At 71.3% G+C, this 18,388-nt stretch carries 15 protein-coding genes; 7 read left to right on the top strand and 8 right to left on the bottom strand.

Features of this window, described 5'->3' with window-relative positions; genetic code table 11:
- Positions 1–26 precede the first annotated feature (26 nt).
- The 8 genes from IEZ03_RS18475 to IEZ03_RS18440 all read right to left on the bottom strand — a co-directional run bounded on the left by IEZ03_RS18475 (position 27) and on the right by IEZ03_RS18440 (position 9,503).
- Positions 27–1,256, bottom strand: coding sequence for an iron-containing alcohol dehydrogenase family protein (locus tag IEZ03_RS18475; RefSeq protein WP_184881810.1), 1,230 nt, complete (start codon positions 1,254–1,256; stop codon positions 27–29).
- A 4-nt stretch (positions 1,257–1,260) separates the two neighbouring features.
- On the bottom strand, positions 1,261–2,472 hold the full coding sequence (locus IEZ03_RS18470) for an amidohydrolase family protein (protein ID WP_184881809.1): 1,212 nt from the start codon (positions 2,470–2,472) through the stop codon (positions 1,261–1,263).
- Between the two features lie 60 nt (positions 2,473–2,532).
- Complete coding sequence (locus IEZ03_RS18465) at positions 2,533–3,816, bottom strand: CaiB/BaiF CoA transferase family protein (protein ID WP_184881806.1); 1,284 nt, start codon at positions 3,814–3,816, stop codon at positions 2,533–2,535.
- A gap of 103 nt (positions 3,817–3,919) precedes the next feature.
- Positions 3,920–4,939: an ABC transporter ATP-binding protein gene (locus IEZ03_RS18460; protein WP_184881805.1), complete on the bottom strand. Its 1,020-nt coding sequence runs from the start codon at positions 4,937–4,939 to the stop codon at positions 3,920–3,922.
- Positions 4,936–6,033 carry an ABC transporter ATP-binding protein gene (locus IEZ03_RS18455; RefSeq protein ID WP_229808382.1) on the bottom strand — a complete coding sequence of 366 codons (1,098 nt, stop codon included), beginning with the start codon at positions 6,031–6,033 and terminating at the stop codon, positions 4,936–4,938. Before IEZ03_RS18455 ends, IEZ03_RS18460 begins: the two co-directional genes overlap by 4 nt.
- Entirely contained in the window at positions 6,033–6,938 is a 906-nt protein-coding gene (locus IEZ03_RS18450; RefSeq protein ID WP_184881803.1) for an ABC transporter permease, read from the bottom strand. The genes IEZ03_RS18455 and IEZ03_RS18450 overlap by 1 nt, the downstream gene beginning before the upstream one ends.
- Positions 6,935–7,882: an ABC transporter permease gene (locus tag IEZ03_RS18445; RefSeq protein WP_184881801.1), complete on the bottom strand. Its 948-nt coding sequence runs from the start codon at positions 7,880–7,882 to the stop codon at positions 6,935–6,937. Before IEZ03_RS18445 ends, IEZ03_RS18450 begins: the two co-directional genes overlap by 4 nt.
- A gap of 61 nt (positions 7,883–7,943) precedes the next feature.
- A complete protein-coding gene (locus tag IEZ03_RS18440; protein ID WP_184881799.1) occupies positions 7,944–9,503 on the bottom strand; it encodes an ABC transporter substrate-binding protein in 1,560 nt (519 codons plus the stop codon).
- 162 nt (positions 9,504–9,665) lie between these two features.
- On the opposite strand from IEZ03_RS18440, the gene IEZ03_RS18435 reads away from it, so the two are divergent.
- The 7 genes from IEZ03_RS18435 (at position 9,666) to IEZ03_RS18405 (ending at position 18,331) form a co-directional block, all read left to right on the top strand.
- Positions 9,666–10,754, top strand: coding sequence for a hypothetical protein (locus tag IEZ03_RS18435; protein ID WP_184881797.1), 1,089 nt, complete (start codon positions 9,666–9,668; stop codon positions 10,752–10,754).
- A 28-nt stretch (positions 10,755–10,782) separates the two neighbouring features.
- On the top strand, positions 10,783–11,352 hold the full coding sequence (locus IEZ03_RS18430) for a UGSC family (seleno)protein (RefSeq protein ID WP_184881795.1): 570 nt from the start codon (positions 10,783–10,785) through the stop codon (positions 11,350–11,352).
- Positions 11,353–11,695: 343 nt separating this feature from the next.
- Complete coding sequence (locus tag IEZ03_RS18425; RefSeq protein WP_132046438.1) at positions 11,696–12,349, top strand: GntR family transcriptional regulator; 654 nt, start codon at positions 11,696–11,698, stop codon at positions 12,347–12,349.
- Between the two features lie 314 nt (positions 12,350–12,663).
- Positions 12,664–14,814, top strand: coding sequence for a SpoIIE family protein phosphatase (locus IEZ03_RS18420; RefSeq protein ID WP_184881793.1), 2,151 nt, complete (start codon positions 12,664–12,666; stop codon positions 14,812–14,814).
- Positions 14,815–14,859: 45 nt separating this feature from the next.
- Complete coding sequence (locus IEZ03_RS18415; RefSeq protein WP_184881791.1) at positions 14,860–15,402, top strand: MarR family winged helix-turn-helix transcriptional regulator; 543 nt, start codon at positions 14,860–14,862, stop codon at positions 15,400–15,402.
- A 164-nt stretch (positions 15,403–15,566) separates the two neighbouring features.
- The gene (locus IEZ03_RS18410; protein ID WP_184881789.1) at positions 15,567–17,423 is read left to right on the top strand and encodes an FAD-binding oxidoreductase; all 1,857 of its coding nucleotides are present in this window, start codon (positions 15,567–15,569) and stop codon (positions 17,421–17,423) included.
- Positions 17,420–18,331: an LLM class flavin-dependent oxidoreductase gene (locus IEZ03_RS18405; RefSeq protein ID WP_184881787.1), complete on the top strand. Its 912-nt coding sequence runs from the start codon at positions 17,420–17,422 to the stop codon at positions 18,329–18,331. Before IEZ03_RS18410 ends, IEZ03_RS18405 begins: the two co-directional genes overlap by 4 nt.
- Positions 18,332–18,388 lie beyond the last annotated feature (57 nt).

Genomic DNA, 18,388 nt, shown 5'->3' with positions numbered 1-18,388 from the left:
GGGTTCGGCACGGCGGGCCGCGCCGGTCAAGCCGCTCCGCGGGCGGCGGCGAGCAGGTGGCGGACGTCGTCGTCGGTCACCGGTACCGGGTTCAGGGCGACGCCCCGTTCCTCGCGCAGGCCGCTGACCACGTCCTCGACGTCGACATGCGGCAGCCCGATCTCGGTGAGCGTGGTGGGCGCCCCGACGCGGGTCTGGAACTCGCGCAGCACCGCGCCCGGGGAGGTCTCGGTCAGGGGCGTGCCGAGCACCCGCTCGGCGGCGCCGCGGATCGTGGCGGCGCACCGGGCGAGCTGCCGGGCCGCGCCGGCCTCGTTGAAGTCGACGACGTAGCTGAGCATCACGGCGTTGGCGTCACCGTGCGCGACACCGTGGTGCGCCCCGAGAACGTGGCAGATCGCATGGTGCAGGCACACCCGCGCGGTGCTGAGCGCCCGGCCCGCCAGGACCGCGCCGGTGAACAGCTCCGCCTTGGCCTGTTCGCCGCGGTCTCCGGCGGCCAGGTAGCGGACCATGCCGGCGGTGAGCGCGTCGAGCCCGGCGACGGCGAGCCCGTCGCTGATCGCGTCGCCCGCGGTGGAGTACATCGCCTCCACCGCGTGCGCCATCGCGTTCATGCCCGTCGTGGCGACGACGGCCGCGGGCAGGTCGTTGTCGTCGGAGGTCTCGTAGAGGATCACCCGCGCGGACAGCGCCTGGTCCCAGAGCACGCGCTTCATGCCGTTCTCGGTGACTCCCGCGCCCGGTGTCAGTTCCGCGCCGGAGAGCGTGGTCGGCACCACGACGAGCGGCACCGGCCGCCCTCCCACCGCGGGATCGGAGACCGTGCCGTCGGCTCGCACCCGGGCGAAGAGCCGGGACATGTCGGGCTGGGCGTCGCCCCGGCCGAGTGAGGCCATCACCGCCGCGGTCGCCTTGCCCAGGTCGCTGGCGCTGCCTCCGCCGAGTGCCAGGATGAGGTCCACTCCGGCGTCGGCGAAGCGGCGACCGAGCCGCACCGCCGCCGACAGCGGCGTGTGCGGCTCGATCTCGTTGCAGACGACGCGGCCGGCCGAGCCGAGCGATCTCTCCACGCGTCCGCCCAGCCCGCCCCGCCAGACGCGGTCGCCGGCGAGGATCCCGACCACGGTGCCGCCGAGGCCGGAGACGATCCCGCCCACGCCGTCGACGACACCGGCGCCGATCTCGACGCGCTGTGCCGGGGTCTCGTGGCGGACGGTGGCCGACCGGCCGCGTGCCCGCGCGTGCTGCGTCACCGGTTCAGCCAAGGTGGTAGACCCGGGCGGCGTTGGTGTTCAGGAGCTTGCGCAGGATGTCCTCGTCGATGCCCTCCAGGCTGCGCTCGATGTGCACCTTCGGGCTGTCGGCGTAGGACGCCGGGCCGGGCTGCAGCGCGGTCGGGTGGGGGAAGTCGGTCTCGAACATGAGGTTGTTCTGGAACATGTCGCCCATCCGGCGCACCGAGTCGGACTCGAACCAGAACGTCCCGTACACCTGGCGCTCGATGTACTCGCTCGGCATCAGCTTCATCTCCGTGAACGCGTCGCGCGCGCCGGAGTTCAGCCACTGCCAGTCGAGCATCTCGGCGAAGTACGGCATCCACCCGAACCCGCTCTCGACCGAGACGAAGTTCAGCCGCGGGAAGCGGTGGCACACGCCGTACAGGGTGACGTCGGCGATCGTGCGCGCGTTGCCCATCAGGAACATCGCGCTCATCTTGGCGAAGTCCGCGCGCGACCGGCGGTACCCGATGGCCGAGCGGGCCTCCTCCTCCGTGATCTGGAACCCCGTGTGGAAGTTGATGGACAGCTCGTTCGCCTGTGCGGCCTCCCACACCGGATTCCAGTGCTCGTCGTAGATCAGCGGCAGGCCGACCGGTTCGAAGTTGGAGGGGAAGATGATGCCGCGGTGGCCCTTGGCCAGGCACCGCTCCATCTCGCGCACGGCCAGGTCGGTGTCCCAGAACGGCAGCCACATGAGCGGGATCAGCCGGTCCGGGTCCGGGCTGCAGAAGTCCACGAGCCAGTCGTTGTACGCGGCGACGCACTCGTAGCGCAGATCCGGGTCCAGGTCGAAGAAGTAGACGCTGGAGAACCCGAGGATGTTGGGGTAGAGCAGTTGGGCGTGGATCCCGTACTCGTCGAGCCGCTCCAGCCGCCGCTCCGGGTGCCACGCGGCGGCGTCGGCCTCCTCCAGCAGCTTCGGATACGAGGGCGGGAACTCCCGCCAGTTCGCGGTGGCGAAGTTGGCGACCGCCGAGCCGCGGCGCGCCCCGATCCACCAGCGGTCGACGCCGTGCTTCTCGTCGCGCCGCACGTGCGGGATCTGGTCGCCCCACTTGGCCGCGCTGAGCCGTCCCGTCCAGAGGTCCGGCGGCTCCATGACGTGGCTGTCCGTGTCGATGATCTTGATTCGCTCGGCGATCCCCGGGCGCTCCGCCGTCGTTGACCGTGCGTCCGTCTGAGCCGTCATGAGCTACCAGTCCCTTCGTGTGAACCCGTTGTCGTGCCTTCGGTCTTCGTCATCGCCGGTTCAGGGCTCGGCCCCGCTCAGCGCGTCGGTGTCCTCCGGCGCGTCGTCGGACGCGGCGGGCGGGGAGGCGACGATCCCCTTCGCGGCCCATCCCTCCAGGTCCGCTTCGCTGAAGCCCAGCTCGTCGACCAGGACCTCGCGGTTGTGCGCGCCGATGGCCGGCCCGAGCCAGCGGTGCCGCCCCGGCGTCTCGGACAGCAGCGGGACGACGTTCTGCAACCGCACCGGGACGCCCTGGTCGTCGGCGACGGTGGTGAAGCTCTCCCGCGCGAGGTACTGCTCGTCGACGGCGATGTCGGCGGCGGTGTACACCGGGAACGCCGCGACCTGGTGCTCCTCGGACGCGGCGAGCACCTCGTCGCAGCTGCGGGCGCCGATCCAGCTCTCGATGACCTCGTCCAGCTCGTCGATGTGCCCGAGCCGCCCGACATGGTCGGCGAACCACGGCTCGTCCAGGTACTGCTCCTGGCCGATCATCCGCATGAGGCGCTCGGCGATGGACTGCGCGCTGGCCGAGATCGCGATCCAGCGCCCGTCGGCGCTCTCGTAGAGGTTGCGCGGCGAGGTGAACGGCGCGCGGTTCCCCGTGCGTCCCTGCACCTCCCCGAGCTGGTCGTAGACCGAGAGCTGCGGGCCGAGCAGCCAGAAGACCGGTTCGTAGATGCTGAGGTCGATCGACTGGCCGCGTCCGCCGGGAGTCGTGTCCCGGTGCCGCAGCGCGAACATCGCCGCGCAGGCGCCGAAGATGCCGGTGATCGCGTCGCCGAGGGCGAACGGCGGCAGCGTCGGCGGCCCGTCGGGATGCCCGTTGATGTGCGCGAACCCGCTCATCGCCTCGGCGATCGTGCCGAAGCCGGGACGGTCGCGCCACGGCCCGGTCTGCCCGAACGCCGTGACCCGCACCATGACCAGGCCGGGGTTCTCGGCGGCGAGCTGCTCGTAGCCGACCCCCCACCGCTCCAGCGTGCCGGGACGGAAGTTCTCGATCACGATGTCCGCGGTCGAGGCCAGCCGGCGGAACGCGTCCTGGCCTTCCGGGGCGTGCAGATCGAGGGTGACGCACCGCTTGTTGCGGTTGAGCACCGTCCACATGAGGGACGTGTCGTCGCGTTGCCAGCCCATATGGCGCTGCCCGTCGCCCTTGGGGTGCTCGACCTTGATGACGTCGGCGCCGAAATCGGCGAGCAGGGTGGCGGCGATCGGCCCGGCGAACAGCGTCGAGGCATCGATCACCCGCAGGTTCGCGAGGGGGCCGGGACGCTCGTCCTCGGTCGTGCCCTTCAAGGTTGCCTCCTATACGATGCATCTGCATCGGATCGTCTTGGGGCTGGGAAACGTCCGGGGCCGGGTAACGAGGCCTCGCCGCCGGCCGACCGGCTGACGTGGGTCATGACGCCGTCCCGCTCTTGTCCAAGGCCACTCCCACGCCGCCGTCCCCGCCGTTCAGATGGCAGGCCGACCAGCCCCCGCCCGGTGCCGGCACCGCCGGCGGCGCGACCTCGGCGCAGATCTCCATCGCGTGCGGGCACCTCGTCCGGAACCGGCAGCCGGACGGGGGCGCCAGCGGGCTCGGGATCTCACCGGCCAGCACGATGCGCTCCCGGGACCGCTCGGAGGGATCGAGCCGGGGGATCGCCGACAGCAACGACCTGGTGTAGGGATGCGCCGGGTCCTCGTAGACCCGCTCCGCCGGCCCCTCCTCCACGATCGAGCCGAGGTACATCACGGCGATCCAGTCGCTGACGTGCCGCACGAGTGCCAGGTCATGGGCGATGAACAGATAGGTGAGGCCGAAGTCGCGCTGCAGGTCCTCCAGCAGGTTGATGATCTGGCTGCGGGTCGAGACGTCGAGCGCGCTCACCGCCTCGTCGCAGACCACGAGGTCCGGACGGGTCACCAGCGCCCGCGCGATCGCGATCCGCTGCCGCTGGCCCCCGGAGAACTGCTGCGCGTACCGGTTCAGGTGGGCGCTGGACAGGCCGACGTGCTCCAGCGCCTCGACGACCGCCTTCCGGCGCTCCGCACGGCTCGCGGACGGGTCCGCCGTGCCGAGCGGCTCGGCGACCAGGTCCTCGACCTCCCAGGACGGATCGAGCGACGAGTACGGATCCTGGAAGACCATGTGCATCCGCGGGCGGAGCGGGCGCAGCCTCCGTGCGCCGAGGTGCGTGATGTCGACCCCGTCGAAGGTGACCCTGCCCGACTCCGCGGCGGCCAGGCGCAGCACCGCCCGGCCGAGCGTCGACTTGCCCGAACCGCTCTCCCCGACCAGTCCCACGGTCTGATGCCGCGGCACCGCCAGCGAGACCCGGTCGACGGCGGTGAGCATCGCGCGAGGACGGCCGAAGACGTTCCGGCCGACGGGGAAGCGCACCGTGAGGTCCTCGACCTCGAGGATCGGGGTCATGTCCGATCACCTCCCGGCAGGGCCGGCCCGCCGAGCGGGGCCGCCTCCCGGGCGCCGATGCCGCCCGTGTCCGCGCCGATCCCGGTGAGCCGCAAATCCGCGCGGCGCACGCAGCGGGACGTGCGGCCGTCGCCGACGGGCTCCAGCGGCGGCTCGTCCGTATCGCACACGCCGCGCTGCGCGTAGGGGCAGCGCGGGTGGAAGCGGCAGCCCCGCGGCAGCGCCTCGGGGGTCGGCATGGTGCCCGGGATCGACCACAGCCGGGAGCCCGCGGTGTCGCCCTGGGGCACCGACCGGAGCAGCGCCTCGGTGTACGGATGCCGCGGTGAGGCGAACACCTCCGCGGTACGGCCCGTCTCGACCAGGTGGCCGCCGTACATCACCACGACCTTGTCGGCGATCTCCGCGACGACCCCGAGGTCGTGCGTGATGAACAGCACCGACATGCCGAACCGCTCCTGCAGTGCGCGCAGCTCGGACAGCACCAGGGCCTGGATGGTCACGTCGAGGGCGGTGGTCGGCTCGTCGGCGATGACCAGCTTCGGCTCGCACGACAGCGCCATCGCCATCATGACCCGCTGCCGCATCCCTCCCGAGAACTCGTGCGGGTAGGCCTTCAGCCGCTCGGCCGCCGACGGGACGCCGACCAGGTCGAGCACCTCCACCGCGCGATCACGCGCCGCCCTGCGCGAGACGCCGCGATGGCGCCGCACCTGCTCGGCTATCTGCTCGCCGACGGTGAACGCGGGATTCAGGCTCGTCATCGGCTCCTGGAAGATCATCGCGATGTCGTCGCCGCGCACCCGGTCGAGTTCGCCCGGCTTCAGGCCGAGCAGCTCGCGGCCCTCGAACCGCACCGAGCCGTGCGTGCGGGTGATCCGCGGTGGCAGCAACCCCAGCACCGACATCGAGGTCACGCTCTTACCCGAGCCGGACTCCCCCACCAGCGCGACCGTCTCCCGGGGGCCGACCGCGAACGACACCTCGTCCACGACGCGCACCACGCCGCGCTCGCTCCGGATGTCGACGCTGAGCCGGTCGATCTCGAGCAACGGGTCCGGGGCCGACGCGGTCGGCTTCGACAGGCTCTTCACTACCTCATCGCCCTTCTGCCGAGGCTGTCGCGCAGGCCGTCGCCGAGGACGTTGAGCGACAGCACGATGATCATGATTGCGAGCCCCGGGCCGATCGCGAAGGCCGGTGCGTCCCGCATGTAGCGGAACGCCTCACCGAGCATGGAGCCCAGGCTGGCGCTCGGCGGCTGCACGCCGAGGCCGATGAAGCTCAGCGACGCCTCGGCGATGATCGCGAACCCGAGGGACAGGCTGATCTCCACCAGCAGGGGCGAGAGGATGTTCGGCAGCAGGTGGCGGCGGATGACGCGGTGCGCCGGAACGCCCATCATCCGCGCCGCCTCCACGTACGTCTCCTCCCGCACGGCCATCGCCGCGCCGCGCACCACCCGCATGAACCGGGGGGCGTAGATGACGCCGATGGCGATCATGGCGTTGGTGAGGCTGGGGCCGAGGAAGCCGACGATGCTGATCGCGAGGATGAGCGGCGGGAAGCTCATCAGGGCGTCGTTCACCCGCATGATCACGCTGTCCCCGCGGCCGCCCGCGTAGCCGGCGAGCAGCCCGAACGGCAGGCCGATCGCCAGCGCGACCCCCACCGCGATCACGGCCGCGGCCAGCGACAGCCTCGCGCCGTACACCATGCGGGTGAACACGTCGCGGCCCAGGTCGTCGGTCCCGAGCCAGTGGCCGCCGCTCGGACCGGACAGGGCGTCCGAGAGGCTTCCCCCGGCGGGGTCGTGCAGGGTCCAGAACGGCGCGAGCACCGCCGCCAGGGTGATCACCGACAGGATCGCGAGGGCGGCGACCGCCCCGCGCTGCCGCCGGAACCGGCCCGCGAACCCGATCCGGACGTGGGCGTCCGGAACCGCGCCGTCGGCCGTAGCCGGGACCGAAGTGATGGAAGTGTCCTGTTTGACGCTCATGCGGCACGCAACTTCGGGTTGAGGTAGCCGTAGGCGACGTCGACGAGGATGTTCGTGACCACCACCACCAGCGCGGCGCTGATGGCGACTCCCTGGATGATCGGATAGTCGCGGTCGAAGACCGCCTTGACCGTCAGGGAGCCCAGGCCCGGCAGATTGAAGATCTGCTCGATCACGACCGTGCCGCCGATCAGGATCCGCACCTGCAGACCGAGCACGGTCAGCACCGGCGCGAAGGCGTTCTTCATCGCGTGCTTCCCGAGGACGCTGCGGACGCCGATTCCCTTCGCCCTCGCCGTGCGGATGTAGTCCTGGTCCAGGACGTCGAGCATGGACGCCCGCAGGAACCGCGCGATCTCGGCCGCCGCCGCGACGCCGAGGGCGACCGACGGCAGCACCAGCGCCTGGAACCATCCGGCCGGGCTCTGCTCGAACGGCACGTACCCGGTCGCCGGGAAGATCCCCAGCTGGAGCGCGAACACCAGCACGAGGAGCAGGCCGATCAGGAAGTTCGGCATCGCCACACCGCCGGCGGAGATCAGCATCACGACCCGGTCGGCGATGCTGCCCGGCCGCGTCGCGGCGATGATCCCGGCCGGCACGGCGATCAGCATCGCCACGGTGAGCGCCCCCGCCATCAGCGACAGGCTCACCGGGACGCGCTCGGCGATCGCGGAGAGCACCGGCTGGCCGCTGAAGATCGACTGGCCGAGGTCGCCGGTGAACAGCCCCTCGATGAAGTGCCAGTACCGCGTCCACAGGGGTTCGTCGAGTCCCAGCCGCCGGCGGGCCTCGGCGACGTCGGCCGCCGAGGCCATCTCCCCGCCCGCCGCGCGCCGCGCGGGGTCGCCGGGGGCGATCTCCAGCAGGAAGAAGACGACGAGTGTGACGATGACCAGAATCGGCACGCTCATCAGAAGGCGCCTGGCCAGCAGTCTCAGCATCGGTCATCGTCCCTTTGTCATGGTCGGCCTCATCATCGGGCGCTGAAAATCGGGACCGCGGCTAGTCGCAGTTCTTGCGGACGCCGACGCCCCGGTACTCGTCGGCGCCGACCATGTAGGGCGTGAAGCCCACCACGCACCCCTTGTCGGCGAAGATCGACCGCCGCGCGAAGATCGGGATGTCGAGCTGCCGCTGGGCGAAGATGGCGCTCGCCTCCTGGACGAGCTTGACCCGGGCGTCACCGGTCGGGGTGTTGTCGATCTTGTCCATCAGCGCCTGGAAGTCCGGCGCCGTGCCGCCGCCCGGGTTGATGAACCCGCCCTTGGCCGCGTTCGACTTCAGCGTGTCCGCGGGGTCCGCGCGCCCGCCCCAGCGGCCGAGGAACATGTCCACCTCGCCGTCGGTGAACATCGAGTACCGGGCCGGCTCGACCACCTTCAGGGACAGCTTGATGCCGACCGGCTCGACCATCCGCTGCAGTGCCTGGCCGAGCTGCTTGTCCAGCGGGCGGTTCAGGATGAGCGCCGAGAACTCGACGCCGTCGGGATGCCCCGCCGCGGCGAGCAGTTCCTTGGCCTTCGCGACGTCGAACGGGTACTTCGCCGCCGGCCAGTCCTGGGAGTACGCCTCGTACGACGACGGGAACAGCTGCACCGCGGGCTCACCGTGGCCGTGCCCCAGGGTCTCGACGAGGGCCTTGCGGTCGATCGCGTGGCTGATCGCCTGCCGCACCTGCTCGTTCTTCAGCTCGCCGCGGGTCAGGTTGAGGAACATCGTCCACGCGCTGACGGTCGCCTCCTCGGAGACCCGCAGGCTCGCGCCCTTCGCGTCCCGCACCTGGCTCTCGTCGATCAGCGACATCGTGACCTGGCCCGACTGCAGGGCGTTGATCCGGGTCTGGGCGTCCGGGATGGACTTGATGACGAAGCCGGCGAGCTTGACCGCGTCCGGGTCCCAGTAGCCGTCCCACCGCTCGTACGTGGCCGAGACGCCCGGCTTGAAGTCGACCAGCTTGTACATGCCGGCGCCGACCGCGGTGCGGTCCAGCGACCCGGACAGCGAGCCGGGGCTGATCATCATGCCGAGGTTCTGGGCGAGGTCGTACAGGATCGAGTACCGCGGCTTCTTGAGGGTGATCTCCACGACGTCGTCACCGGACGCCTTCACGTCCTTGATGGCCTCGGCGGGGGTCGACACCGCCGCGCCGGCGTCGGGAAGGTCGCGTGAGCGGTCGAGGTTCTTCACGACCGCGGCGGCGTCGAAGGGGGCGCCGTCCTGGAACTTGACGCCGGAGCGCAGGGTGAGCCGGAGGGTGGTCGGGTTCGTGAACTCCCACTTCGTGGCCAGCTGGGGCGTCAGCTCGCCGCTCGGAGCGATGCCGATCAGGCGGTCGTAGACGAGGTTGAGCTGCCGGGTGGGGAATCCGGAATCGTTCTTCGCCGGGTCGATCGTGTCGTTCTGGAACGGATCGGCGAAGGTGAGCGTGGCGCTCGTGTCGAGCTCCCCGGAGGCGGCGGTCGCGGAGATCGGAACCTCCGCCTTGTTCGCCGTGTCCCCACCTCCGCCGCCGCCGCACGCCGCGAGCGACGCCGCGGTCACGACCGCGGCAAGGGGGGGCACCACACGTGACCTGAGAGACATCCCGACTCCTCGAAGGTTGAGATTGGATGCATCCTGCATTAGGCATCATCGGGTGTCAACTACGTCACATCGTCGTCCTCAGTACGGCATTTGACCAGATGGGGGGCTTAGATGCAGGATGCATCCGAAGGAGGTGCCTCGATGGCACAGACGATGCGGGTCGATGAGGCCGAGCTTCAGGACGTTTTCACCGAGCGCGGATGGAGCGACGGCCTCCCGGTCGTCGCACCCACACCGGAGCGCGTCAGCGCGATGCTCGCCGAGTCCGATCTGCTCCCCGACGACGTCCTGGGGGCGGTGCCCGGCCGGGCGGCGGTGCTCACCGCCGAGATGCTCGCCGCCAACGCGGTCATGGCCGGCGCCCGCCCGGAGTACTTCCCGATCGTGCAGGCCGCGATGGCGGCGGTGCTCGATCCCGCGTTCAACCTCAACGCCGCGCTGACCAGCACCGGCGGGGCGGCGCTGACCATCATCGTCAGCGGCCCGCTCGCCGACCAGGTGGGCGTGCACGGCGGGCACAACGCGCTGGGGCCCGGCTTCCGCGCGAACGCCACCATCGGGCGCACGCTGCGCCTGGTCGCCCGCAACGCCTTCGACGCCCGTCCGGGCGGGATGGACGGCTCGTCGCTGGGCAACCCCGGCCGGTACTCGCTGTGCTTCGCCGAGGGCCCTCCCCCCGAGGGCTGGGAACCGCTGCGCGTGCGGCTCGGCTACGAACTCGCCGACACCACGGTCACCGTGATGGCGACGGAAGGGCCGCACCAGGTGGCCAACCACCTCAACGGCGACGCCGGCGGGATCCTCGCGACGCTGGCCTCGGCGATGGCCGCGCCGACCACCTTCATCGCCGGCAAGGGAGGTCAGGGGCTGTTCGTCCTCGGGCCCGAGCACGCGGCGGTGCTGGCCGACGCGGGACTGACCCCCCTCGACGTCCAGGAGCATCTGGCGGTCGCGGGCAGGGTGGCCCCGAAGTCATTGCTGGACGCCGGCATCCGGATCCCGGTCGGCAGCGCGCACGACATGACCGCCGGGTCCGACGGCCTGCTTCCGGTCGTGAAGACGGCACAGGACGTCTACCTGGTGACCGCCGGCGGTGCCGGAGCGGGCTGGTCCGCCTACCTGCCCTCATGGGCGACCTCGGTCACCACCGCGGCGGTGTCGCGTCGCGTGCGAGTCCCGCACGAGCCCCTTCCCGACTGCGGGGACAACGTGTGCACGGTCGATTTCTGAGCTACCAAGTTCCTTCAAGGAGAACCCTGTGGCAGTCCTCGACATCGTCGTCCCCGAGCCCGCCGATCCGCCCGCCGACCTGGTCAGCCGGGCCCCCCGGCGCGCTCCGGGACCGCGGGACCGGCTGGTCCTGGTCGACAACGGCAAGCCCAGCGCGCGGGTCCTGCTCGATCTGGTCGCGACGGACCTGCGCACGCGGCTGGGCTTCTCCGACGTGGTCATGCACAGCAAGCCGAGCGCGGCCAAGCCGCTGACCGGCGAGGAGTCCGCCCGGCTGGCCGAGGGCGCCGGCCTGATGATCGCCGCCCTCGGCGACTGCGGGGCCTGTTCGGCCTGCAGCGCGAACGACGCCATCCAGTTCGAGCGCCTGGGGGTTCCCGCGATCGCCGTGATCACCGAGCCGTTCCAGTCACTGGTCGCCCGGTTCGCCGTGAGGCTCGGCCTGGCCGACGTGGGCACGACCGTGCTGCCGCATCCCGTGGCGTCCCGCTCGGAGGAGGAACTGGCCGCCTATGCGGGCCGGGTCGCCGCCGTGGTCACGGCCGAGTTCGCCGGATCGGCCGCCCCGCCCGAACCGCCGGCGGGACGAGCCGGTTGATGTACAACTTTCCAGGGTGCTCGACCGGGCCCATGCCGATGTGTGACACCCTGGCACGAATCCGGCGTACGGCACCGTGTCCATCGCCTATACTTCATTATCCGTCGCGTCGACTTCTTCACCTGACGGGCAACCCGTTCCATCTTTCAGGCTCACCTGGGCGGCACCATTGCCGGGCAAAGAGAGGCAGCACCATGATGGCGCTCACATCTCCTGGTCGCACTCCCGCGATGAAAGGGGACGGCTCCTTTCCCGGCAGGCGCCGCCCGGCGGCCTTCTCGGCTCTCCGGCGATAATGCGCCCGGTATACGCCCACCAGGACTTGTGAAGAAGCGGCTCCCAGATGGTTGAGTACCGATCGAAGACATCGCTCGCCGTCGACGCCATGCGCGAGATGATCATTGACGGCAAGGTCCAGGCCGGTGAGCGGTTCGACGTCCGCCGCATCGCCTCCGAGCTGGGCATGAGCATCACACCCGTGCGCGAGGCGTTGCGCATTCTCGAGGCCGAGGGTCTGGTGCTCTACAACGAGCACCGGTCGATCTCCGCGATGGAGCTCACGACCGAAGACGCCAAGGAACTCTATACGCTGCGGTCGTTCCTGGAGAGCATGGCCACGGAGATCGCGGCCGAGAACCTGACCGATGCCGATCTCAAGGAGATCGAGGCGGCCCAGCAGGAGATGGTCGAGGCGGCGCAGTCGGGCGATCCGACGCGCGCCTCGGCGGCGAACCGGAAGTGGCATTTCGCGATCTACAGATCCGGCCGGACGAAGTTCGTCGAACCGTTCATCATCCGGCTGTGGAATCAGTTCGCCTGGAGCACGATCTGGCGGGTTCCCGGGCAGCTGGAACGTTCTGTCGCCGAACACCAGGAGATCACCGCGGCACTGGTCGCGCGGGACGGCGCGCGCGCCGCGCGGCTAATGCGGGAGCACATAGCCGCCGGCCGGCGCGCCGTCGTGGACCGGCCGGAAAGCGCGGAGGAAACGAAATAGGGCGGCCCCGTCCGCCCCTCACCTGCACGACCGCGGATTCGGCAAGCTCAGCGTCGCGCGAGGCGTGCGGGTAAAGGCGTCGTCACGTGTGGTCGGTGCGCCTAGACCAATACCGCCGTGCCGGGCGCGACCTACGACGTTGACGGGGGCAAGCAGTTCACCGCGGGCGCGTGACCGCACGCCGGTTCCGGGCGGTGACCGGCCGCGGCAAATACATATGTCCAGGTAGGGACGGGTATGTCGAGGGTATCTGGGCGTTCTGCGCACGGATGACCATTGGCGAGAGCCTGTCGTGCGGATGGAGATGAACGATCATGCGGTCGCGGCGCGTGCCTTCGGCCGCCGTCCCCGGCGCCGGTCTCGAGCGGCTCGGGGCCGCCATGGTGCAGCTGATGTCGGAGGTCGGCGCTTCGGTCGGAGGGGTGTACCTCCTGCCCGAGGAGGAGCCGGTGCTGAAGCTGGCGGTGCTGTGCGGAGCCACCCGGCAGATCGTCGCCCCGTGGGAGCGGATCTCCCCGGACGACCCGCACCCGGTCCCCGTCGCCCTCCGCAGCGAGCGGCTGGTGTGGCTGAGCGGGCAGGAGGAGATCGCACGCTGCTACCCGCGGCTGGGGCTCACGGTGCCCTACGACTTCATGCTCACCGCGGTACCGATCGCCGACGGCACCGAGCTGGTGGGCAGCCTGGCGCTGCTGTGGCCGGTCTCGCATCCGGAGGGGCTCAGTGACGACGAGCGTGAGGCGATCAACGACTTCTGCCGGTGGGCGGGCCTGCTCGCCCACCGGGACGCCCCTGACAGGACGCGGCTGCGGTGCCCGCACGAACCGCACGTCCTGCCGCCCCCTCCCCCGAAGGTCAGCCGCCCGACGGCGCAGGAGGAGGCGCAGGCGGCGGCCTGGTTCGCCGAGCGCCTGCCCACGGGCTGCTGCTCCCTCGATCTGGACGGCCGGGTCGTCTTCGCCAATGCCGCCGCGGCCGACCTGCTCGGCATCGAGGTCGACGAGCTGAAGGGCGCCCGGCCGTGGGAGGCGCAGTCGTGGCTCCGCGACGACGCTCTCTTCGAGGCCTACTACAGGGCCGCCGTGATCGGCCGCCAGCCCGCCTCCTTCACCACCGTGCGGCCACCGGACACCGCCCTGAAGATCCACCTCCACCCCGACACATCCGGGATCAGCGTCCAGATCATGCCCGCCCGCGCCGAGGAGCCCACCGGCCGGACCCCCCGCCCGGACCCGCTGCCGCACGGCACCGCGGATGGGGCCGGGGTGGGGACGATCTACAAGATGACGCACCTGGCCGCCGCCCTCACCGAAGCCGCGGGGCTCGACGATGTCGTCGGCCTCGTCACCGACCATGTCGTGCCCGCCTTCGGCCCCAAGGGGATGGTGCTGATGACGGCGCAAGAGGGCAGGCTGCGCGTCGTCGGCAGCACGGAGTCCGTCTCCGGGCTCGCGGACTATCTGGACGGTACGCTCCTGACCTCCGGCATACCGGCCGCGCGGACGCTGGCGTCCAGCAGACCCCAGTTCTTCGCCAGCTTCGCCGACCTGAAACGGGCCTACCCCCAAGCGGTCCACGCGGAGGGCATGGACGCCCGCGCCTTCCTGCCCCTGATCGCCTCCGGCAACATCATCGGCACCCTCGTCCTGAACTACGCGGACGCCCACCACTTCCCACGAGCCGAGCGCGCCGTCCTGCTGTCGCTGGCCGGACTGATCGCCCAGGCGCTGGACCGCGCCCGTCTCTACGACGCCAAGCACCAGCTGGCGCGCACGCTGCAATCCGGGCTGCTCCCCCACGCGCTGCCCGACGTCCCCGGCCTCGACCTGGCCGCCCGCTACCAGCCCGCCAACCGCGGCATGGACATCGGCGGCGACTTCTACGACCTCATCCGCATCGACCCGACGACCGCCATCGCCGCGATCGGCGACGTCCAGGGGCACCACACGACCGCGGCCGCGCTCATGGGCCAGGTCCGCACCGCCGTCCACGCCCACGCCACCATCGGCACACCGCCGGGCGACATCCTCGCCGGCACCAACCGCCTCCTGATCGACCTGGACCCCGGGCTGTTCGTCAGCTGCCTGATCGTCCGGCTCGACCTGACCCGGCGGCGTACCCAGCTCGCCACCGCCGGCCACCCGCCGCCCCTGCTCCGCCACCCCGACGGCCGCACCGAACCGGTCTCCCTGCCGGCCGGCCTGCTGCTGGGCATCGACCCCGACGCCGGCTACCCCACCACCGAGATCCCCCTCACCCCCGGCGCCGTCCTGGCCCTCTACACAGACGGGATGGTCGAAATCCCCGGCATCGACATCGACGAGACCACGGCCGAACTCGCCCGCCAACTCGCCGAGGCCGCGGACGGGACCATGGACGCGGTCGCCGACTCCCTCCAGAAGAACGCCCCCACCTCCGAGCAGCGCTACGACGACGCCGCCCTCCTCCTGATCCGGTTCGGTTGACGGGCAAACCATTTGGGGAACAAGTCGGCTGCGTACCATCGACGTATGGATGGTCGAGATGTGGACGCCGACAGGAGCGCTCCGACCGCGGGCGTCCCGGGGTCGAACCTCGGCTGGTATCTCGGGGTGATCCTGCGCGGCTGGCACGAGGAGGTGGAGCGGGCGGTCGAGGGGGTGCCGCACGGGACGCGCGGCTATCAGATCCTCTCGGTCGTCGGGCACAACAGTCCGCCCACGCAGAGCGGGCTGGCCAAGCACCTCCAGATCGACAAGACCGTGATGCCGTACGTGATCGACGCGCTCCAGGACGCCGGCCTGGTCGAGCGCAGGACGGACCCGAAGGACCGGCGCGTCCGCCGGATCGTCCTCACGCCGCACGGTGAGCGGACGCTGGCGGAGTTGGAGGCGAAGGTCCGAGCGGCCGAGGACGCCGTGTTCGCGGGCATGCCCGCCCAGGCGAGGCAGGCGTTCGTCGAGCATGCCGCGCAACTCGCCGTCTCGATCCACAGTGCCCACCCCTCGATCGATCCCTGCATCGCGGTGCTGGACGCCCTCGTGGACCCGGAACCGGGGGCCGCCAAGCGTTAGGCCCGGCCCCGGCCGGCTCCGCGCACCCCGCATCTCGCGGCGGGCCTTCCCGTCTGCCCGGTGCCCTTCACGCCCACCTTTCGCGTGATCTCACAGTTCTCCGTACGGCCGGAATAGTATGAGGAACATATTAGTTGTGGAACATACCAATAAGGGGGTGCGGTATGGAGATCGGCGTACAGCTCGACGCGGACAGAACCGGCGCCGAGGAACTGGTGGCCCTCGCCCGCACGGCGGATGACCACGGGATCGGCATCGCCGTGGTCACGGGACGCCGGCACGCGGACGCCTGGGCGGTGGCGACCTGGATCACCGGGGTGACCGAGCGCATCCGGGTCGGCGTGGCACCGCGGAGTGAGCCCTCTGACCCGTTCGACGCCGATTCCGCGGTGCCCGCGGTCGCGGAGAAGGCGACCGCCACCCTGGCGGCTCTCGCGCCGGACCGCACACTCCCGCCGGGCGCACGGTGGACACTCGTGGACGCGGACGTGGAGGCGGTCCGCGCCGCGTCCGGATCGAGCATTCCCGTCGTACCCGTTCACGACGCGGAGGACATCGCGCGGATCGCACCGCTCGCCGCGGCGCCCGGGCCGGCGGCGCCGGCAGGACGCCGGCGGCGTTCCGCACTGGTGCTCGCGCAGCGCGTCCCGGGGATCGACTACGACGCGGTGCCGGCGAGCCTGGCCGACCGGGCGGTCGAGCCCGGCGACCCGGAACACGCCAGTGTCGCGTCGACGTACCTGCGCGGCGGCGCCCCGGGCCTGGTCCTGCGTCCGGGGACGGTGAGCGAGGTGGCCGACGCGATCGCGTTCGCCCGCGATCACCCGCACGTGCCGCTGGGAATCCGCAGCGCCGGGCACGGGATCAGCGGCCGGTCCACCAACCGCGGCGGCCTGGTCATCAGCGTCGGCTCCTTGGACGGGCTGGAGGTCCTCGACGAAGACCGCCGGCTGGTGCGCGTCGGGCCGGGCCGGACCTGGAAGCGCGTGGCCGAGTCCCTCGACCCGTACGGCTGGGCGCTCGGCTCCGGGGACTACGGGGGCGTCGGCGTCGGCGGCCTCGCGACCGCCGGCGGCATCGGCCTGCTCTCGCGCAAGCACGGCCTGACGATCGACCGGCTGCGCGCGGTGGAGCTCGTCCTCGCAGACGGCACTCCCGTCCGCGCCTCGGACACCGAGAACCCCGACCTGTTCTGGGCGGTACGGGGCGCGGGGGCGAACTTCGGCATCGCGACCGCCTTCGAGTTCGAGACCTCCGTGGTCGGCCAGGTCGGATGGGCGCAGCTGACGCTGGTGTCCACCGACATCGAGCAGTCCCTCCACCGGTACGGACAGCTGGCCGGCGAGGCCCCGCGCGATACGACGGTCTTCTTCGTCACCGGCCGGCAGCGTGACGGTGTGTGGATCGTGTCGCTGTACGCCGTGGTGGACGACCCCGACCCGGACGTCGTCGTCGACCGGCTGACGCCGTTCCTCGACCTGGGACGGCCGGTACGCCGGCAGGCCGTGCTGACCCCCTACTCGGGCGTCATGGGGAACGCGGCCGACATCGGGCCCGAAGGGCAGCGGGGCTTCGGGCAGCCGGTGTCCCGGTCGGCGTTCGTCCCCGAGCTGACCCGCGGGTTCGCCCGCGACGCGGCAGAGCTGCTCAGCACCGGTCTCGTCTACTTCTTCGAGCTGCGCGCGATGGGCGGCGCGATCAGCGACGTCTCCCCGGACGAGACGGCGTTCTCGCACCGGTCGCCACGGTTTCAGGCGACCGCGATGAGCTCCAGCGACGACCTCCTCACCGCCGAGTGGGACCGGCTGCGGCCGCACTTCGACGGGCTGTACCTCAGCTTCGAGACAGACCGGCGTCCCGAACGGCTCACCGACGCGTTCCCTCCGGACGTCCTGGAGCGGCTCCGCCGGCTGAAGGCCCGCTACGACCCGGACAACCTCTTCCGCGACAACTTCAACATCCCCCCGGCCCCGATCGCCGCAGGCACGGACGCCGCTTCGCTCACCGAGGACGCCGCATGAACGACTACGGCCACGATCTGCTGTTCGGCAGCTTTCCCAGTCCCGTCCGCCGTCCCGCGCGGCAGGCGGTCGACCTGGCGGTCGCCTCCGAACGCGCGGGCCTGGACCTGGTCACCTTCCAGGACCACCCCTACCATCCCGGATTCCACGACACCTCCACTTTGCTGGCCTACGCGGCGGCCAAGACCCGGCGGATCGCGCTGAGCGGGAACGTGACCAGCCTGCCCCTGCGCCCGCCGCTCGGCCTCGCCCGCGCGGCGGCCACCGTCGACCGCCTCTCGCAGGGCCGGTTCCGCCTCGGGGTCGGCGCGGGCGCGAGCTGGGACGGCGTCGAGGCGATGGGCGGCCGGAGACTCGGCGCCGGGCAGAGCATCTCCGCCCTGCGGGAGGCCATCGGCATCATCCGCGACGGCTGGGACGCGGACCGGCCCGAGCCGCTCCGCCATGAGGGGCGGTTCTACCGCGTCGTGGACGGTGACCGCGGGCCGCGCCCGTACCACCCGATCCCGATCTGGGTCGGGGCCTACAAGCCCCGGATGCTCGACCTCACCGGCGCCGTCGCGGACGGATGGCTGCCAAGCCTCGAGTACATCGAGGACGGACTGCGCGGAATCACCGACGGCAACGCCCGCATCGACGAGGCCGCGGTCCGGGCCGGACGCGAACCGTCGTCCGTGCGGCGCATGATGAACTTCATGCGCACGGGCCTCGGCCCGGCCGGCCAGGGCTTCCTCGACGGTCCGCCCGAGATGTGGATCGACCGCCTCACCGCCCTCGCCCTGGACCACGGCATCAGCGCCTTCATCATCGGCGGCGACGATCCCGGACTCATCATCCGGTTCGGTGCCGAGATCGCCCCCGCCGTGCGCGAGAACGTCGCGCAGGCACGAGGAGTGCGGCAGCACTGACCGGGTCCTGCCGAAAGCGCCGAATCGGCCCGGAAAACGCCCCGAGGCGCCGGTGGC

The organism is Actinomadura livida (assembly GCF_014648675.1).
GTDB lineage: Bacteria > Actinomycetota > Actinomycetes > Streptosporangiales > Streptosporangiaceae > Spirillospora > Spirillospora livida.
The sequence above is the reverse complement of the archived record's forward strand: the minus strand, read 5'-3'. Positions and strand labels throughout refer to the sequence as shown.

What these genes read in the sequence shown, in the direction of transcription:
- IEZ03_RS18470 (WP_184881809.1), bottom strand. Translation starts at nt 2,472, where the DNA reads ATGACGGCTCAGACGGACGCACGGTCAACGACGGCGGAGCGCCCGGGG.
- IEZ03_RS18460 (WP_184881805.1), bottom strand. Translation starts at nt 4,939, where the DNA reads ATGACCCCGATCCTCGAGGTCGAGGACCTCACGGTGCGCTTCCCCGTC.
- IEZ03_RS18450 (WP_184881803.1), bottom strand. Translation starts at nt 6,938, where the DNA reads ATGAGCGTCAAACAGGACACTTCCATCACTTCGGTCCCGGCTACGGCC.
- IEZ03_RS18445 (WP_184881801.1), bottom strand. Translation starts at nt 7,882, where the DNA reads ATGCTGAGACTGCTGGCCAGGCGCCTTCTGATGAGCGTGCCGATTCTG.
- IEZ03_RS18435 (WP_184881797.1), top strand. Translation starts at nt 9,666, where the DNA reads ATGGCACAGACGATGCGGGTCGATGAGGCCGAGCTTCAGGACGTTTTC.
- IEZ03_RS18425 (WP_132046438.1), top strand. Translation starts at nt 11,696, where the DNA reads ATGGTTGAGTACCGATCGAAGACATCGCTCGCCGTCGACGCCATGCGC.
- IEZ03_RS18420 (WP_184881793.1), top strand. Translation starts at nt 12,664, where the DNA reads ATGCGGTCGCGGCGCGTGCCTTCGGCCGCCGTCCCCGGCGCCGGTCTC.
- IEZ03_RS18415 (WP_184881791.1), top strand. Translation starts at nt 14,860, where the DNA reads ATGGATGGTCGAGATGTGGACGCCGACAGGAGCGCTCCGACCGCGGGC.
- IEZ03_RS18410 (WP_184881789.1), top strand. Translation starts at nt 15,567, where the DNA reads ATGGAGATCGGCGTACAGCTCGACGCGGACAGAACCGGCGCCGAGGAA.
- IEZ03_RS18405 (WP_184881787.1), top strand. Translation starts at nt 17,420, where the DNA reads ATGAACGACTACGGCCACGATCTGCTGTTCGGCAGCTTTCCCAGTCCC.